Genomic DNA, 16,183 nt, shown 5'->3' with positions numbered 1-16,183 from the left:
GGAATACAATTCTCTAAAAGTTACCGATTTAGAAACGGATAATTTCCCGCAAGATGCCGATTTTGGTTGGACTGCCGGTTAGATGCCTAAAAATACTTATTTGGTCTTTATTCTACCCCATTCATCGAAACGATTCGGCGGGCAATCGAGGACAATGGGCGGTCGCTATATGCAGAGAAACCGGGTTTCGGGTTCCAGAAGAAGTCAAAAAAAGGAATTGCAACGCCTAAACAGGATATTGAGATAATCGAGGCAAGGCTTAGCTGCTATCGGAGATGAGTGTAGCCCCAAGCTTGAGCCTCACGGGGTTGGAAAGTTAAGCTCGCCATGTCAAAATAAAATCGGGATCATCAGAGGAAACGGTCATGGTGTGGACACCCGGACAAACACTGCGCGCTCGCCCTTACCGCATTGAAACCAAGCTGGGGGAGGGCGGATTTGGCATCACCTACAAAGCGCGGCACTTGCAACTCAACCATCAAGTTGTGATAAAAACGCCCAATGCCAGCTTGCAATACCATCCCGAATATCCTAATTTCGTGCGGCGGTTTATCAAAGAAGGGCAGACATTAGCGAAACTGAGCCAAAACCCGCACCCGGCGATCGTGCGAGTGAGCGATTTATTTGAAGAAAATGGGCTGCACTGTTTGGTGATGGATTTGGTAGCGGGGCAGAGTTTGTTCGATGCGGTGCAGCAGCGGGGGAGGCTGCCAGAAACCGAGGCTGTCGGAATTATCCGCCAAATCGCAGAAGCGCTGGTAACGGTACACCAAGCAGGAATCGTGCATCGGGATGCCCATCCTGGCAATATCATGCTCAGTCCAAACGGACAAGCGGTATTGATTGATTTTGGCATAGCCACCGAATTAATAGCGATGGTTGGCACGCCCCTACATCCCTGCAACCCTGCTTTTGCTCCTTGGGAACAGCACATCGAAGGCAGCGGCAAACCAACGGTTGATATTTACGCCCTAGCTGCCTCTCTATATTTTGCAGTCACCGGACAATTACCGACGCCTTCTCTACAGCGATATTACAAAAATGTCCCGTTGAAACCCGCCAAAGATTTTGGAGTGAAAGATTGGGTGCATTTAGCCATTGAAAAAGGTATGGCATCCGATCCGCAAAAGCGCCCGCAATCGATGCGAGATTGGTTGAGCTATCTACAAGAACCCATTGTGCCGGGTGTGCCTGCGGTACCACTCAAATCGGCGCGTGGCGTTGACTACACCCGCCTGCGGGATTTGCTGGCAGCAGGGAAGTGGCAAGAAGCAGACGAGGAAACAGCAACGGTGATGCTAAAAGCTGCCAAACGGGAAAATGTTGGTTGGTTAGACCTGGACTCGATTAATAACTTCCCCTGCGACGACCTGCGTAGCATCGATCAGTTGTGGGTAAAGTACAGTAACGGTCGCTTTGGCTTCAGCGTTCAGAAAAAAATATGGCTGGAAGTGGGGGGTAATGCGGACTCTGAAACTGAGAACAAGCTGGGCGATCGCTTCGGCTGGAGGAAAGGAGGAAGTTGGCTGGCATACAAAGACCTAACCTTTAATCTGAAAGCACCAGTAGGCCACCTCCCTCATCGGCCACCTGTTTGTATTGGGGGTGTGTGGGATTGGGATATTGTGGGTTGTTTTGGTAGTTTTCTCGCGCGCAGATCTGTAACCTGTAATCTATAACAATTTCAGATTATTATCAAGTTGTAGAGTTCGTTATGCTTCGATCGCGCGGGTAAAAACGTATCCTGGTTAAATATGTCCTATGAAATAGAATTCACAGCCGAATCTATACAAGACCTAAAGTTTATACGACCCGTAGATAGACGTAAGGTACTTGAGGCGATCGAGACAAATCTACGATACGAACCGACAAAAGAAAGCAAGAGTAGAATTAAGCGCCTGCGGGAGTTGGATAGACCACAATATCGTCTGCGGGTTGATGATATCCGTGTTTTCGATGATGTTGTGGAGGATATTGTAGAAATTATCGGGGTTGTCTCCAAAGCACAAGCCTCTGAATGGCTTTTGCGTGAAGGTCAACCTACTGAAAGTGTAGAGGATTAGCTAATGAAAACCGTGACTTTAACCGAATTGCAAAACGATATATCAAAATATTTAGAACTTGCCGAAGGAGAAGAAATTATCATCCTCAGAGAGGGTAAACCTGTTGGTTTATTGCGGGGATTTTCTGATGAAGAGGATGTATTTGATTATCAACTAGAAACGCATCCAGCTTTTATAGAAAGAGTGAGGCGATCGCGCTCGTCATTTCGAGCGGGAAAAGGCATCAGAATAGAAGACGTTAAATCTGCTATCTTTGATGATAAAGAGGAGGAAGTTGTTTAAAAGAGTAGTTGTCATTTTGGTAAAACCTTTATAATGTGTAGAAGTTTGGGAGTTTTGTTCAGCCAAAAAAAAGGAAAATTGCTCAATCCAATGTGAGCAAATTTGAGGGTAAATCGACAATAAGCCGGCGGGTTTGTAGCCATTGTAAACCCAGTAAATTATCGGAAATATCTTCTGCGGCGACTACGGGAATGGTGTGCTGGTGTTGGTCTAAAATTATGCTGCCGGCGTAGATATCAAAATACTCTTCACCCCTTGCTGTTTGCATAGTTCGTGTACGTTCAATTAAAGGTCATTCTAAATATTCGATATCTTGAGTATTCATAGCTAACCAGCGGGTAGTAAAGCCGGTAACTAACGGTGTTTAGGTCATAGTTTTGGCTAGGGTTTTTTCTGAATTGTTATTTAATAGCAAAATCTGCTTTTTTTGTCAAGGAGTTTTTCTAAGGAAAAAATAAGATTTTTATTAGTAAATTGTTGGAATTGAGCAGAGAAAGCCTGTATAAAAGTAATACCGGCTCTCCTAACCTCTTTCCTTTATAATCTAAAAAGCTTGCTTGCTCAACACTAACACAGTTTTTTTATGAAAAAACTTCTTGGCTTGGCTATTTTTACTTTTCCCATCTCTTACGGCGTTATGCTAAATTTTGCTTCCCTTGCAAGGGTAGAGCAAAAGCAAAATAGTCAAGCAGAAACCCAAAGATTTGAGCCAAAAATTACCGCGAATATCATGGCCGAGCTTGCATCTGGGGGGCCGGCTTTTCAACGAAATCCTATTTCCCACCCCCAAGATCAGGGGAAATTTGCAGCGCTTATGCAATTTGCCCAAAAATACCAATTATCTCAACGTCCTTTTGGGGAAATTTTGCAAGTTATAGCTGATAAATTTTTGGGTGCTGAATATAAAGCCGGCCTGCTAGATGAGTCAAACAAAGAAACTTTAATCATTAATCTTGCTCAATTTGATTGTGTGTTATTTGTCGAAACTGTTTTAGCAATGGCGCGGGGAGTGGCGATGCAAGATTATTCTACCCAAACCTTTGCTAACCACTTACAAGATCAACGTTATCGGAATGGTGAGTTAAACGGTTATTGCAGCCGGCTGCATTATTTTTCAGAGTGGATATCGGATAACGAAAAACGCGGAAATGTCACGAATATTACGGCTAATTTAGGCGGGTTTACTGTGAATAAAACCTTAAGCTTTATGAGTCAACACCGGCAAAGCTATCCTAAACTTATGAATAATGAAGCAGAGTATCAATGTGTGGTAAATATGGAAAATAGCCTGAAAAGCTTAAAATTTAATTATATTCCCACCAATCAAATTTATCAAGTCTATAATCAATTACAACCAGGAGATATTATCGCCATTGCCACAGATATTGAGGGATTGGATGTAACCCACACCGGCCTAGTTTATCGCACAGGTAACGAAGTAGGTTTAATTCATGCTTCCCCTAATGGAGTTGTGAAAATTTCGCCTGATTTAGAAACATTTGTTAGCCAAGTTAGAGACTCCATCGGCATTATTGTCGCGCGTCCAAATGACCCCCGGCAAAGAATTTCTGGGAAATAAAATTCTCAAAAAAATTTTTATCTCTGTCCGAAATTTATGATAGGGGAGGTGTAGCAGACAATTGTAGAAAGTAAAAACTGCTTACCTTGAAGGAGGAAAATAAAATGAATCACGCAATGAGAAAATTTATTCAAGCTGCCGGCCTAATTGTAGCAATGAGTGCGGTTTTAATGACGCAGAAAGTGGGGCCGGTGCAAGCTAAAAATTACCTGCAAGCTGATGCTATAATCGCGCAAAGGAGGGATAATGTAGAAGCTCAAATTGATGCCTATGCAGACCGAATTTTTTTTGAAAGACATCCCGAACTTGCCGGCAGCAAAATTCGACCAGGTGAAACAAATTTAGCACGAGAATGGCAGGAAATCCGCCGATGTGAAGCGGTGGTAGATTACATTTTCTATCAACGCCATCCCGAATTGGCCGGTAGAAAAATTCAGCGCCATGAAACCTCCTTAGCGCAAGAATGGAAGAACATTTACGACAATTTGCGTAGCTGTCAGTGAGAAGTTCCACAAGGCAAAAAAAGCAGGGTGCATTATTAACGCACCCTATTTTTGTTAGTTTAAAACTTCATTACTTGAGGTTTTATTTTTGCGTTGTGGGTTGGGATTTAATTCTGCCGGTGAGGTAGGAACAGCACCCCAATTATTTAACAAACTTTTCAAAAAAACCTCCTGTTCGTTGCGAAAACCGTCTTGATTTTCGCCAAAATTCATAATAGCAACCCACGTCGGCCCTAATTTTTTTGTTGGCATCGCACCGGCCAAAGAACTAACACGATTAAGAGTGCCGGTTTTGATAACTAAAAGCGGTGGTAAAGGCCGGCTTTCTAAAACTCCTAAATCTTTACCCGTCACAGTAAAAATATCAGCAATTGTCATATTATAAGGCTTAAGATATTGCTCAATTGCCTTAAAAATTCCAACAGCGGCGCGAGGAGAAATTTTATTTTCTTCCCCTAAACCAGACCCATTTATAAGCTGAACTTCAGCCGCCGGCACACCCGCAGCTTCAGCGGTTTTTTGCGAGACAACTTGTGCGCCTCCCACTGCATCAGCTAACATTTGCGCCATAAAATTATTACTGTACATATTCATTTTTTTTAGCAATTCCGCAACAGGGAAAGAATAATGCCGAATCAACGGTTTTACAGATGCCGGTGGTGTGGAAACGACCTGAATTTTTCCATCTATAACAACTTCGGGACGAGGTGTTCCGGGGGGTAAAGTTTGATATTGTTCTTCTGCTTCCGCCGGCCATATTTTGCTATTTAAAGCTTCTTTCAAAAAATCGCCAGCCGTTTCAGGTTTCGTTTCAAAATTCATATAAAACTTGCCTGCAATCACCAAATTTCCTGTTACTCGTTTTATTCCTTTCTGGTTTAAAATATTACCGATAGCAAGCGCTTCTTCCCAGACAAAAAACGGATCTTCCCCGCCTTGAATAACTAAATCTCCTTGTAAAACTCCGTTTTGAATCGGGCCGGTTGTGCCTATTTCTGTGATAAATTGTTTATCGGGCCCGTAGGCTTGCAAAACAGCCAGAGAGGTTGCAGCTTTTGTCACGGAAGCAGCCGGTAAAGGTATCGTTCCTCGGTGATTAGCGAGTAGCACATTATTTGCTTCTATCCACACACCTTGCAAGTCTTTTGAAAAGCCTTGTCCGTCTAATTTATTCACATATTCTTCGACTTTTTTATTTGTTTGAGATTCAGGATTTTCTGGGGATAAAGCAACGATTGGTTTAGGCTGATTTTTGGCAGCAACTTCATTATTTGCTGTACTTTCTGGCTGATTTCCAGAAACTTGAGGCACATCTGAACTTGTCGAAATTGATGTTTTGGGAGTAGGCGAACAACCGGCCACCAATGCGAACAACGTGAGACACAAAGCCACAGTGAAACGAGGAGTTTTTAGCATGGTTAGGAAAAGCAAAGTCAAGATTCATCAACAGTATCTCTTATTTTGATAACATTTATCAAAATATGCAAAAACTTCCATTAGCGCTTACCCAACTTCCGTTACAATAAACAAAACACTAAAAACAAATCCAGTACGCAGAAAACCCATTCATCTGCCGTAAAAAAAATAACCCTTCGACATACCCATAAAAATCCCTCTCAAAAAAATATGACCGGCAATCAATCAACAATCATTAGCAAACATCCCTATTTAGAAGCCAACAATCAGGGACAACTTATCAAACTCAACCTCACAAAAAACCAGCATCTTTTGGGGAGAGATCCACAGCGATCAGACTTAACCCTACCTCCAGAATGGCGAGTGATTTCAAGTTGCCATGCTATACTAAAAAAAGCCGGCGATGAATACTGTATTTATGACGGAGACGGACACCAACCTAGCACAAATGGCTTATTTTTAGACCGTACACGCATCACCACTGTTGACGGACAATTTCTCAAAGACGGCACGCAATTACGCATCGGTCAAGACCCGCAAAATCAAGTTATTTTAACTTATTATAACCCCCAGCGTCCGCAAATTATTAACCAACCTCAACAACGCTCAATTTCTTTAAAAAATACCAATGTTTTACTCGGTCGTGATCCTCATGCTTCCTTGCAATTAGACTCCCCCATTGTATCTCGCCGGCACGCCACAATTCAACCCACCAATCAAGGCAAATATTTATTGCAAGATACCAGCGCAAACGGCATATTTGTTAACGATAAAAAAGTCACCGGCTCTATTATCTTAACTGATAACTGTTCCATTCGTATCGGCCCCTTTACCTTAGTCTTGCGCGGCGACTTATTAGAACTCTTAGATCAAGGAAATCAAATACGTTTAGATGCCGAAAGTTTAATCATTCAAAAACGCTTAGAAAGCATCACATTAGCCATAGAACCAGGTCAATTTGTAGCCCTTGTGGGGGGAAGCGGTGCAGGCAAATCAACCCTCATGCGAACCCTCTTAGGAATTGAAAAAACCGGCGGCGGAAAAGTCTATCTCAATGGCGATGATTTACGAAAAAACTTTAACATTTACCGTACCCAAATAGGCTATGTCCCCCAAGACGATATCATCCACCAAGACTTAACAGTAACCGAAGTCTTAAGTTATGCGGCAAAATTGCGATTACCCCCCGATACAGACGTGCGGTCAATTGTGCAAAAAACCCTAGAAGACATTGAAATGATCCACCGCCAAAAAGCCTTAGTAAAAGAACTCAGCGGCGGTCAAAGAAAACGAGTTAGTATTGGGGTAGAATTACTCGCAGATCCCAAACTTTTCTTTTTAGATGAACCGACATCAGGACTCGATCCAGGCTTAGATAAAAAGATGATGTTGCTATTAAGAAAACTAGCAAACCAAGGCCGAACAATTGTCTTAGTTACCCACGCAACAGCCAATATTAAACTCTGTGACAGAGTTGTATTTTTAGGACGTGGTGGACACTTATGTTACTTTGGCCCGCCGCAAGAAGCCTTTGATTTTTTTGAAATCAAAAATGACGATTTTGCCGATATTTATAATAAGCTCGAAGAAAGTGAGAAAGCGCCCTTATCTTATGCAGCCAAATTTCAGCAATCGCCGTTATACCAAAAATATATAGAAAATCATATCAGCCGGCCTGGTACAAACTCCCCCCGCACAGCCTCCATTCCCAAACAAGTACAACCCTTATTTTTCCAACAATTAGCATTACTTTCGCAGCGGTATTTTCAGTTAATTGGCAGAGATAAAGTCAATATCGGTTTAGCTTTATTTACCGCCCCCATTGGCATTAGTTTAATCACCCTAGCAATTAAAGATAAAAATCCCCTAATTTTAGGAGAAGAACCCGATCCTACCCTTGCACCTTTAGCCTTGCGAGTGTTATTTGTTTTTACCTGTGCAGCAATTTGGGTAGGGTTATCAACTTCTTTACAAGAAATCGTTAAAGAAGCCGCAATTTATGTGCGGGAACGCTTAGTTAATTTGGGGTTATTTGCTTATTTAGGTTCTAAAGTTGTGATTTTGGCAGCTTTGGCAATTTTGCAAGCTTTACTGATGTCTATGGTTATTTTAATCGGGTTTAAATCTCCAACATCTGAGTTAATTTCATGGCCGGTGGGTATAACAATAACCGCTTTTTTAACCCTATTTACTTGTATGAGTTTAGGATTGATGGTTTCCGCCTTGGTAAAAAATGGTTCTCAGGCAAATAGTGCGCTACCTTTGTTATTACTTCCCCAGATTATTTTTTCCGGCGTTTTGTTTAAAATGGAAGGCGCGGCGAGTTATATTTCTTGGTTAATGTTGAGCCGGTGGTCTGTGGGTGCCTATGGTGCTTTAGTGAATGTGAATGCAATGGTGCCGGAGCCTACTAAATTACCCGATGGTAGCATAATTCCGCTGCCTTTTGAAGCCACAGCGGTTTATGAGCCAACTTGGGGAAATTTAAGTTTAAATTGGGGGATTTTGTGTTTGCATACTGCCCTTTATTTAGCTGTGACTTGGTGGGTGCAAAAACGCAAAGATATTTTTTAGAAATGTAGAGACACAGCAGTGCGGTGTCCCCACTTTACAGCATAAAATTATCTAAGCAGCTTTTTGGTAATTCCAAAATTGTGCTACTCGTTGTTGCCACCGGCCCCAATATTTTATCACTTCATCAGGAGTAAATAATCTCACTACTGCTTGATTAGGAGTTGCCTGAATCAGCAAAGTATGTTGAATTCTTAAACCGTATTGCCTGTTTACTGCGCCACAATAAGCAGATAATTGTAAAGGCGTTTCCTCGTAAATTGATTTGAGCCTATCGGGAAATTTGAACTCAATTATGCAAGGAGTTCCTTGATAACTGGCAACACAGTCAAGTCTGCCGGCAAAACCTTGATAGTAGTGGAATACATAGCCTTCAACTAATCTGATGTCGTGGATATCTTCCAACACCGGCACAAGATGTTCCCAATGGGATTTGATCAATTCAGGACAAGGAACTGTCTGTCCATTAAAATAGCTTTCTAAATGCCGGTGTCCGATTTTTCCTCGTTGTTTGGCTGTGCAAATAATTCGGGTAGCTTCCACCGATCCTACATCACCGCGCCAGCTTGCCAGTTGCGCTTTTTTCTTCGCTTTTTCGTCTGCGGTTTCTGTGGCTTCAATAATTGACGTGAAACTGGGTAGGCGATTCCCTCGACAATCAACGAGGTATCCAATGCCATTTTCGCGCATAGATTTAGCATCGTGCCGGTGTAGGGGTTGATTTGACCAAAAGTTTCCGTTAGTAGATGTTTGGGTCATAATTCTTTTAAATCAATTTGTGGACTACAAAATTATGATGACTTGGCTCTCTATAATTGTCAGTACGGGAAAAGTAGGTATTTTAAGGAAATTCGTTTGTAGGTAAAAGTAGGTTAATGTAGGTTTGTAGGTAAAAGTAGTGTCTTACGCTTGATTGAGGCCCATAACATTGAAGAGGTAAAGTAAATAATGGAAGCTGAAGATGCCTTTAATTTTGTTAACGAGCTATTGATGCAAAAAACTCAAACTAGCTTGAATGAGTGCGAAAAAGATATAGTTTTGGGAATTTGGAACAATCAGACTTATCAAGAAATTAGCGATCTCACACACCGATATGAGCAATATTTGAGAGAAACAGGCCCCAAATTATTTAATAAAATTCACGAAGCATTAGGGATAAAAGTTAACAAAAGAAACTTAAAGCCAGCAATCGAGTCTTTATGGCAGCAGTCACAAAAAATTTCTAATTCTCCCGAACTAGGTAGCCGAATCAGCAATTTATCAAGCCGAGAAACTCCTTCTCACACTTCTCAATTAAATTACGGCAATAATGGGGAATTTAAGGTTAGTAATTTTAACCCCTTTATTCCTCCCAACGGCATCGTAGACGATCCGCAACTTTTTTTTAACCGCGACGAAGAACTTAATCGAATATTTGAAATCTTCAACAGTAACAGTAGCGTTGCTCTCATAGGAGAAGAAGGAATTGGCAAATCTTCTCTCCTCTTCATCATTTGTCAGCAGGCAAAAGATCGCCTCACCTCCCCCCGCACAGCAATTTATTTAGACATCATCAAAATTAAAAACGAAGAAGACTTTTATACCGCTTTATGTGGAGAAATAGGGATTAGCCAAGTCAGAGGATACCAATTAAATCGCGCTTTGCAAAAGCAGAGGATTCTATTAGCTTTAGACAATTTAGGTAAGATCACAAGAGATGGGTTTACCCGTGAATTGCGCGATCATCTGCGGGGTTTAGCTGAAGGTTCTAATGCACCTCTACGCTTGATTTTAGCAGCTTCGGAACCTTTAGAAAATTTGTTTTATGACAGTCAAGAGGGTGGCAAAACCTCTCCCCTAGCCGGTATTTGTCTCCCGGAATATATAAAACCTTGGAATGAAAATACCGCTTGCAAGTTTATTGAAACCCGTCTACAGACAACACCAGTGCGTTTTACCGAGCCAGAAATCGGTCAATTAATAGAAGAGAGCGCCGGCCATCCCCGTAAATTGATGCAGCTTTGCTATCAATGCTATCAAAAATATTCCCGCGCACACCATTAGAATCTATGATGGGCAAACTAGAAACCCCTGTTCCCCGTTTAGACTTAGCTCCTAAATTAAACCGCCCCCTTTCCTTGTGGAATCCCCTAGATTATCTGCGGTTATTGTACTGGGTGTTTTTCTTCCCCCAAGCTTTGCGGTGGTATATAAAAACCTTTGGCAATAACTTGGTTGCTGAAGAAAACAGGACTTGGGGAAACTTTTGGCAATCGCTGAGGCAAAATTCTCTTGAGCGTGAGTTATTTGTCCAAGGATTATTATTAACAGTTATTGTACCTGTTATTATCGGAGCAATTTTAGCGGGAACAGGCATTTCGGTTGATTGGTTTCGCGTGGCGTTAGGCGCGGCGGTAGGCGTGGCAAGTGGCGTGGCGTTTGGCGTGGAGAGTGGCGTGGCGGGTGGCGTGGCAGGTGGCGTGGCGTTAGGCGTGGCGAGTAGCGTGGCGTTAGGGATGGCAAGTGTCGTGGCGGGCGGCGTGGCTTTACGCGTGGCGAGTGGCGTGGCAAGTGGCGTGGCAGGTGGCGTGGCGTTAGGCGTGGCGAGTGGCGTGGCTTTACGCGTGGCGAGTGGCGTGGCGTTAGGGATGGCGAGTGGCGTGGTGTTAGGGATGGCGTTTGGCGTGGCGAGTGGCGTGGGGTTTGGCGTGGCGTTTGGCGTGGAAATACTTCGTCCTGAAAGTTGGCTTTTAGGTTTGTTGCTATTCAAACCCCAACATGAATATTGGCAATTTTCCCGTGTCACCCCCCTTCCCCTTGTCAATTTATCTTTTCATCTAAAAAATTGGCTGCGAAAAGATTGGCAAAAAGGACTAGATAATCTTGAGCAACTGCTAACTTACACCCTTCAATTTATCCCGGTGCTCCAGGCACTTAACTTTGTCCTTGCAGAAATACCAGGCGAACATCTTATCTTTCGTGTTAACCAACTCGCTGAAACTGCCTATAATTGCGATCCTAATTTGCTGCGTTTTGCCTCAGCTTCTCTCAGTGAAACCCTGAAGTCAAGGGCGCTCGATAGCTTCTTCCTACTTCCCGCTTTTGCCAAGCAAAAAATTAAAAGATATTTGCAAACAGATATGCGGTTAGACACCCCAGCCAGGGCGGCGGCGGCTGGTTTTTATTATTTATATGAAAAAGAACCAGTGAAAGCAGCAACAGCCTTTGCCGTCGTGCGTTCTCTCCCCTATGGCGAGGAAATGTTCACCTTAGCTGAAATTCTCACCGTTTGTAATAAGGCCAAAGAATTAAACGCTATTGCTAATATTCAAATCCCCACTTTTCCCCCAGAACCCCTATTTCATTCTGCAACTTGGAAAGTCCTTGCCAGTCTGCAACAAGTAGTAGAGGATATCCAAGTAATTAAAAAAAGTCTATCTCGCTCTCTTCGTTCTTTCGCCCTCAATCGCGCATTAGGAGAACTGATAAACATCCTCAATCACAGCCATACCTTACCCCGAACCGAGCGAGATATAATCATAAACATTGCAAAAAGTTGGGCACTAATTTTGCTGCCAGTGGCCGATGAAGTTGGGGAAATTTCCATTAAACAAAAAGTCCGTAATCCCTATATTGCGGGTGATCCTGTTGAGGGTTCCCTTTTTGTGGGACGGGAAGACATCCTCACACAACTACAGGAATTGTGGGGAGCGAGCAATCAACTACAATCAGTTGTTTTATTCGGTCATAGGCGCATGGGTAAAACTTCCATTCTCAGAAATGTAGCCAAAATTCTGCCGTCTGACATCACCCTTGCCTACATTAACCTCCTGACATTAGGAAATATTTCTCAAGGAGTTGGCGAAGTGCTAATAACCATCACCGATGCCATTTCCGACACCCTAAAACAATCCCCCCCAGATGATGAAGCATTACTAAAAATGCCCTACCGCAGCTTTGAAAGGTACTTAAAACAAATTGAATCCAACCTCAGAGGCGGACTAATAATTGCCTTAGACGAATTCGAGAAAATAGAAGACCTGATAGAAGCAGGAAAAATTCCCCCCGATTTTATGGAAGTGCTGCGGGGAATGGTGCAACAGAGTCCGAAAATTGGCTTTGCCTTTGCAGGTTTGCACACCCTAGAAGAAATGACCGCTAATTACTTTCAACCCTTTTTTGCCAGCGTCATCCCCATCAAAGTAGGTTTCATGGAACCTGCCACAACTGGTTATCTACTCGCCAACCCCGACGAAGATTTCCCCCTCGATTATAAACGCGAAACCCTCGAAGAAATTTATAACTTAACCAGCGGCCAACCCTATCTAGTTCAACTAATAGGATTTCAACTGGTTCGCCTTTACAACCACCAAGTATTTGAAACCGGCCAACAGCGCGATCCCATCTTCACCCCAAAAGACCTAGAAACCGTCATTAATGATGAGGAATTCTTCAACCGAGGACGCTATTACTTCACCGGCGTATGGGGACAAGCAGCCCAAGGAAACCCCCACCAACAAACAATTTTAAAAACCCTCGCACCCCACCCACAGGGATTAACCATAGAAGCATTAATAAAAACCACCTGCCTCAATGAAACCACAATAAACAACGCCCTCGAAACCCTAAAACGCCATGATGTCGTCAAACAAACAGATCAAAACTGGCAAATTATTGTCGAACTATTTCGCCGGTGGCTATTAAACCATTAACCCCAAAACCGCCACCTAAAACACCCCATTACCCTGCACAATATGCTTAACCGTCGTCAAACTTTCCAAACCAATCACCCCTCGACGGTGCCCCTTTTGATTAGACATCCCCAAAAAAATCGTATCCGCCTGCTTAGGTTGCCGGTAAAACCGAGGCGACGCATTAACATAAGTCGAAGCACTATTAATTCCCAAAGCAAACTGCCGGCTTTCCTGATAAGATTCCGTCACAATACAATCAGCATGACCACTACTATAATCATTAATCCAACCAATCCCCTCCTCCAAACTATCCACCACCTTAAAAGCCACCGTCTTAGTCAAATAAGCCTGACTCCACTCCCCATCCCCCGCCAAAATTAACTCAGGAAAATCCCTCACCAACTCCGCATCCCCCTTCACCATAAACCCCTTCTCCTTTAAACTATTCCAAAGCATCGCCAAAGACGAAGGCTTCTGCGTTCTGTGAATCAAAACCTTCTCAATAGCATTCACCGGATCAGGCTCACTTTGATGACTATCCAAAATCACAAACCTCGCCAAATCTAAACTCCCCGTAGGCGACCAATATAAATAACAATTCCCCATCGCCGACTTCAAAACCGGCGCCGTCGCCTGACGCATCACCTGCTGAACCAAACTAGGCCGGCCATAAGGAATCACCAAATTAACAAACTGCTCCAAAGTCACCAAATCACGAATCGACCCCCCCTGATCCGCCGGCAACAACTGCACACACCCCACCGGCAAACCCGCCTTCGCCACACCGGCCTGCAAACACTCAACAATCGCCGCATTAGAGTGAAAAGACTCACTCCCACCCCGCAAAATCAAACAATTACCCGACTTAATACACAAACCCGCCGCAATAGCCCCCAACTGAGGAAACCCCTCATAAACCAAAGCAATAACCCCCAACGGCATCAACTGCGAATAAATTTGCGAATGCTCCAAATGATAACTCGCATTCATCGCCCGCCGAATCGGATCACCCAACTCCGAAAGCCGATTTAAAATTTGCACCGCCGCCTGAATTCTCTCCGGCGTCAACTTCAACCACTCCAAAACCAAATCCGGCACCGCCATTTCCCGCGACGCCTCCAGATCCAGAGTATTAGCCTCCAAAATATAATTCGCATTTTGTTTGAGAGCCTCAGCCATCGCCCTCAAACCCCGATCTCGATCCGGGCCTTTTTTCTGAGCCAATTCCAAAGACGCCAGATGCGCTTGAAGAGCCGCATCCATAGGAAGCAGAGGAGAATTTAAATTATCAGTGGTCATTGAGCTAACGCCTGTATGCCAGCCAAACCATGAGCGCCGGCAGCACCGCCAACAGCAGCGCCACAATTGCCCAAGGAATAATATTAGAACCGCCAGACTTCACCGCCAGAGGCAGCCAAATAATCAGCAACACCAGAATAATCCCCACCGCCAGAGGAAAATAACTATCCCTCAAACCAGCCGAAGCCTTATTCCATTGCTGACCAGTCCAGCGCCAAGCCTGTTTATAAGGATACGTCGCCGACAACTGCTCAATCACATAACCGCTATCATCCACAACAAAAATGTGCTGACAGCGATTACAGCCAAAAGCTTCCGTCAACGTAATCGGCATCAACCGGCCCCGGCGCCGACAAGGGCAAGGGTAGTCCGAACTTAAATCAATCTTATGACCTTTATGAGAATGCACAAGCAGTTTTCTTGCCAAAAATATCTAAAAAAAAAGTTTTATCTAAATTTAGGAAGCCCAAGCCCGCAGTAAGCAAAGAGAAAATAATTGTCTCCTCACCCGTCATCATACGCAGTCTCCAGCCCTAAGTCCCCATCTTAGCACCCTGCTTAAAAAGGGTGAAATCTGTCTAGGGTAGTGATTAAAAAACCGGCTCTCTTGTTTAAGGTTATAAATTAAAAAGCAGGGATTTAGCCTGCTCTTTGGTGATTATTGTATGCTTTCTTGGTTTCTCTTCAAAGCGGGTGACGCGATTCGAACGCGCGACATTCACCTTGGCAAGGTGACGCTCTACCACTGAGCTACACCCGCGTGTCTCTCAACAATATTTATATTGTCAGATTTTCCAGAGTTTGTCAACACCTTTTTTTGAAATTTCCAAAAAAATTTTTTGGCGGCCAAAACCCCAAGGTGCTGAGCCCTTAAGCCTTCCCCCTAAAGCGTCAGACCGCCCGAAATCAAAATTTACGAGTCTTGGGACGGTTCCATCACAGCCATCGCATTTTTCAGCGGAGCCGGTAAAACTGTATTCGGAGGAGGATTATTACCATAAACATCTGACCCAGCAATAGATTTTATTTGCTGCATCAAACTAGCCATTTCCAGAGCACTCATGGCATAATTCCAACCCAAATTACTCTTAATCCCCGCTCGCTCCAAAGCTTGCTGCATCGTATCCGTTGTCACCACACCAAAAATCACCGGCACCCCCGTTTGAAAACCCGCCGCCGCGATGCCCTTAGACACCTCTGCTGCCACATAATCAAAATGAGGAGTTTGGCCTTTAATCACCGCTCCCAAACAAATAATCGCATCATACCGGCCGGTAATCGCCAATTGACGAGCCACCGCCGGCACCTCAAAACACCCCGGCACCCAAGCATAATCAACTTGAGTCCCTTGGGGGTCAACATCCACCCCGTGACGCTTCAAGCAATCTTGACAACCTTCCAGCAGCTTGCCGGTAATCAAATCATTAAACCGGCCAATAACAATCGCAAACCGCAGCGAGGCAGTTTGCGTAAAATTTCCCTCAAAAACAGCCATTTTTGTTTTTTGTCCTTTGTCAATAGTCAATAGTCCTTTGTCAATAGTCCTTTGTCAGTTGCCAAAAGACCGATGACAAAGGACTTTCAACCGGCCTCAGACTACAAAATAGTTCAATACACCAACGGCAATGACAAGAGCGAACCAAAGGCCCGACCCCAAGAAAATCAGCCGTTTAGACTGATCCCAGTTTTGGGGAGAAGCATAGGCTACCGGAACGCCGATGACCATTACTAGAGAAAGCAAGACAAGTGCGGTAAGTGCGATTTGAAATATGATTGACATTTTCCTTTTTTCCCAAC

General features: G+C 43.7%; 15 protein-coding genes and 1 tRNA gene. 8 read left to right on the top strand and 8 right to left on the bottom strand.

Annotated elements, in window-relative coordinates; translation table 11 throughout:
- Nucleotides 1-365 precede the first annotated feature (365 nt).
- The 3 genes from NG798_RS03610 (at nucleotide 366) to NG798_RS03600 (ending at nucleotide 2,345) form a co-directional block, all read left to right on the top strand.
- Nucleotides 366-1,679: a serine/threonine-protein kinase gene (locus tag NG798_RS03610; RefSeq protein ID WP_261220413.1), complete on the top strand. Its 1,314-nt coding sequence runs from the start codon at nucleotides 366-368 to the stop codon at nucleotides 1,677-1,679.
- Between the two features lie 228 nt (nucleotides 1,680-1,907).
- Nucleotides 1,908-2,063 carry a hypothetical protein gene (locus NG798_RS03605; RefSeq protein WP_261220412.1) on the top strand — a complete coding sequence of 52 codons (156 nt, stop codon included), beginning with the start codon at nucleotides 1,908-1,910 and terminating at the stop codon, nucleotides 2,061-2,063.
- 3 nt (nucleotides 2,064-2,066) lie between these two features.
- A complete protein-coding gene (locus NG798_RS03600) occupies nucleotides 2,067-2,345 on the top strand; it encodes a type II toxin-antitoxin system Phd/YefM family antitoxin (protein ID WP_261220411.1) in 279 nt (92 codons plus the stop codon).
- 82 nt (nucleotides 2,346-2,427) lie between these two features.
- Here NG798_RS03600 and NG798_RS03595 read toward each other — a convergent pair whose 3' ends face one another.
- On the bottom strand, nucleotides 2,428-2,613 hold the full coding sequence (locus tag NG798_RS03595; RefSeq protein ID WP_261220410.1) for a hypothetical protein: 186 nt from the start codon (nucleotides 2,611-2,613) through the stop codon (nucleotides 2,428-2,430).
- 315 nt (nucleotides 2,614-2,928) lie between these two features.
- Between NG798_RS03595 and NG798_RS03590 the strand changes: the two genes are divergently transcribed.
- Nucleotides 2,929-3,924, top strand: a complete 996-nt coding sequence (locus NG798_RS03590; RefSeq protein ID WP_261220409.1) for a DUF1460 domain-containing protein — start codon at nucleotides 2,929-2,931, stop codon at nucleotides 3,922-3,924.
- A gap of 104 nt (nucleotides 3,925-4,028) precedes the next feature.
- Nucleotides 4,029-4,427, top strand: a complete 399-nt coding sequence (locus tag NG798_RS03585) for a hypothetical protein (RefSeq protein ID WP_261220408.1) — start codon at nucleotides 4,029-4,031, stop codon at nucleotides 4,425-4,427.
- A 54-nt stretch (nucleotides 4,428-4,481) separates the two neighbouring features.
- Here the strand turns inward: NG798_RS03585 and NG798_RS03580 are convergent, their stop codons facing one another.
- Entirely contained in the window at nucleotides 4,482-5,843 is a 1,362-nt protein-coding gene (locus NG798_RS03580; RefSeq protein ID WP_261220407.1) for a D-alanyl-D-alanine carboxypeptidase, read from the bottom strand.
- Nucleotides 5,844-6,053: 210 nt separating this feature from the next.
- On the opposite strand from NG798_RS03580, the gene NG798_RS03575 reads away from it, so the two are divergent.
- Nucleotides 6,054-8,417 carry an ATP-binding cassette domain-containing protein gene (locus tag NG798_RS03575; protein WP_261220406.1) on the top strand — a complete coding sequence of 788 codons (2,364 nt, stop codon included), beginning with the start codon at nucleotides 6,054-6,056 and terminating at the stop codon, nucleotides 8,415-8,417.
- A gap of 51 nt (nucleotides 8,418-8,468) precedes the next feature.
- Here the strand turns inward: NG798_RS03575 and NG798_RS03570 are convergent, their stop codons facing one another.
- Complete coding sequence (locus NG798_RS03570; protein WP_261220405.1) at nucleotides 8,469-9,173, bottom strand: exonuclease; 705 nt, start codon at nucleotides 9,171-9,173, stop codon at nucleotides 8,469-8,471.
- 189 nt (nucleotides 9,174-9,362) lie between these two features.
- On the opposite strand from NG798_RS03570, the gene NG798_RS03565 reads away from it, so the two are divergent.
- Together NG798_RS03565 and NG798_RS03560 are read left to right on the top strand one after the other, a co-directional pair.
- Nucleotides 9,363-10,457: an AAA family ATPase gene (locus NG798_RS03565; protein ID WP_261220404.1), complete on the top strand. Its 1,095-nt coding sequence runs from the start codon at nucleotides 9,363-9,365 to the stop codon at nucleotides 10,455-10,457.
- A gap of 5 nt (nucleotides 10,458-10,462) precedes the next feature.
- Nucleotides 10,463-13,105 (top strand): AAA family ATPase, encoded by a 2,643-nt coding sequence (locus NG798_RS03560; RefSeq protein WP_317619549.1) that lies wholly within the window; start codon nucleotides 10,463-10,465, stop codon nucleotides 13,103-13,105.
- 15 nt (nucleotides 13,106-13,120) lie between these two features.
- Here NG798_RS03560 and NG798_RS03555 read toward each other — a convergent pair whose 3' ends face one another.
- The 5 genes from NG798_RS03555 to psbZ form a co-directional block, all read right to left on the bottom strand.
- Nucleotides 13,121-14,386 (bottom strand): glutamate-5-semialdehyde dehydrogenase, encoded by a 1,266-nt coding sequence (locus tag NG798_RS03555; RefSeq protein WP_261220403.1) that lies wholly within the window; start codon nucleotides 14,384-14,386, stop codon nucleotides 13,121-13,123.
- Nucleotides 14,387-14,390: 4 nt separating this feature from the next.
- The gene (locus NG798_RS03550) at nucleotides 14,391-14,795 is read right to left on the bottom strand and encodes a hypothetical protein (protein WP_261220402.1); all 405 of its coding nucleotides are present in this window, start codon (nucleotides 14,793-14,795) and stop codon (nucleotides 14,391-14,393) included.
- Nucleotides 14,796-15,074: 279 nt separating this feature from the next.
- Nucleotides 15,075-15,146: transfer RNA gene (locus NG798_RS03545), tRNA-Gly, on the bottom strand.
- A 153-nt stretch (nucleotides 15,147-15,299) separates the two neighbouring features.
- A complete protein-coding gene (ribH, locus tag NG798_RS03540) occupies nucleotides 15,300-15,881 on the bottom strand; it encodes a 6,7-dimethyl-8-ribityllumazine synthase (RefSeq protein ID WP_261220401.1) in 582 nt (193 codons plus the stop codon).
- A 96-nt stretch (nucleotides 15,882-15,977) separates the two neighbouring features.
- Nucleotides 15,978-16,166 carry a photosystem II reaction center protein PsbZ gene (psbZ, locus tag NG798_RS03535; protein ID WP_261220400.1) on the bottom strand — a complete coding sequence of 63 codons (189 nt, stop codon included), beginning with the start codon at nucleotides 16,164-16,166 and terminating at the stop codon, nucleotides 15,978-15,980.
- Nucleotides 16,167-16,183 lie beyond the last annotated feature (17 nt).

The organism is Ancylothrix sp. D3o, assembly GCF_025370775.1.
Classification (GTDB): Bacteria; Cyanobacteriota; Cyanobacteriia; order Cyanobacteriales; family Oscillatoriaceae; genus Ancylothrix.
This window is presented reverse-complemented; position numbering and strand designations above follow the sequence as displayed.

Coding starts and splice junctions, on each gene's coding strand:
- NG798_RS03610 (WP_261220413.1), top strand. CDS start 366: ATGGTGTGGACACCCGGACAAACACTGCGCGCTCGCCCTTACCGCATT.
- NG798_RS03600 (WP_261220411.1), top strand. CDS start 2,067: ATGAAAACCGTGACTTTAACCGAATTGCAAAACGATATATCAAAATAT.
- NG798_RS03595 (WP_261220410.1), bottom strand. CDS start 2,613: ATGCAAACAGCAAGGGGTGAAGAGTATTTTGATATCTACGCCGGCAGC.
- NG798_RS03590 (WP_261220409.1), top strand. CDS start 2,929: ATGAAAAAACTTCTTGGCTTGGCTATTTTTACTTTTCCCATCTCTTAC.
- NG798_RS03585 (WP_261220408.1), top strand. CDS start 4,029: ATGAATCACGCAATGAGAAAATTTATTCAAGCTGCCGGCCTAATTGTA.
- NG798_RS03580 (WP_261220407.1), bottom strand. CDS start 5,843: ATGCTAAAAACTCCTCGTTTCACTGTGGCTTTGTGTCTCACGTTGTTC.
- NG798_RS03575 (WP_261220406.1), top strand. CDS start 6,054: ATGACCGGCAATCAATCAACAATCATTAGCAAACATCCCTATTTAGAA.
- NG798_RS03570 (WP_261220405.1), bottom strand. CDS start 9,173: ATGACCCAAACATCTACTAACGGAAACTTTTGGTCAAATCAACCCCTA.
- NG798_RS03565 (WP_261220404.1), top strand. CDS start 9,363: ATGGAAGCTGAAGATGCCTTTAATTTTGTTAACGAGCTATTGATGCAA.
- NG798_RS03560 (WP_317619549.1), top strand. CDS start 10,463: ATGATGGGCAAACTAGAAACCCCTGTTCCCCGTTTAGACTTAGCTCCT.
- NG798_RS03555 (WP_261220403.1), bottom strand. CDS start 14,386: ATGACCACTGATAATTTAAATTCTCCTCTGCTTCCTATGGATGCGGCT.
- ribH (WP_261220401.1), bottom strand. CDS start 15,881: ATGGCTGTTTTTGAGGGAAATTTTACGCAAACTGCCTCGCTGCGGTTT.
- psbZ (WP_261220400.1), bottom strand. CDS start 16,166: ATGTCAATCATATTTCAAATCGCACTTACCGCACTTGTCTTGCTTTCT.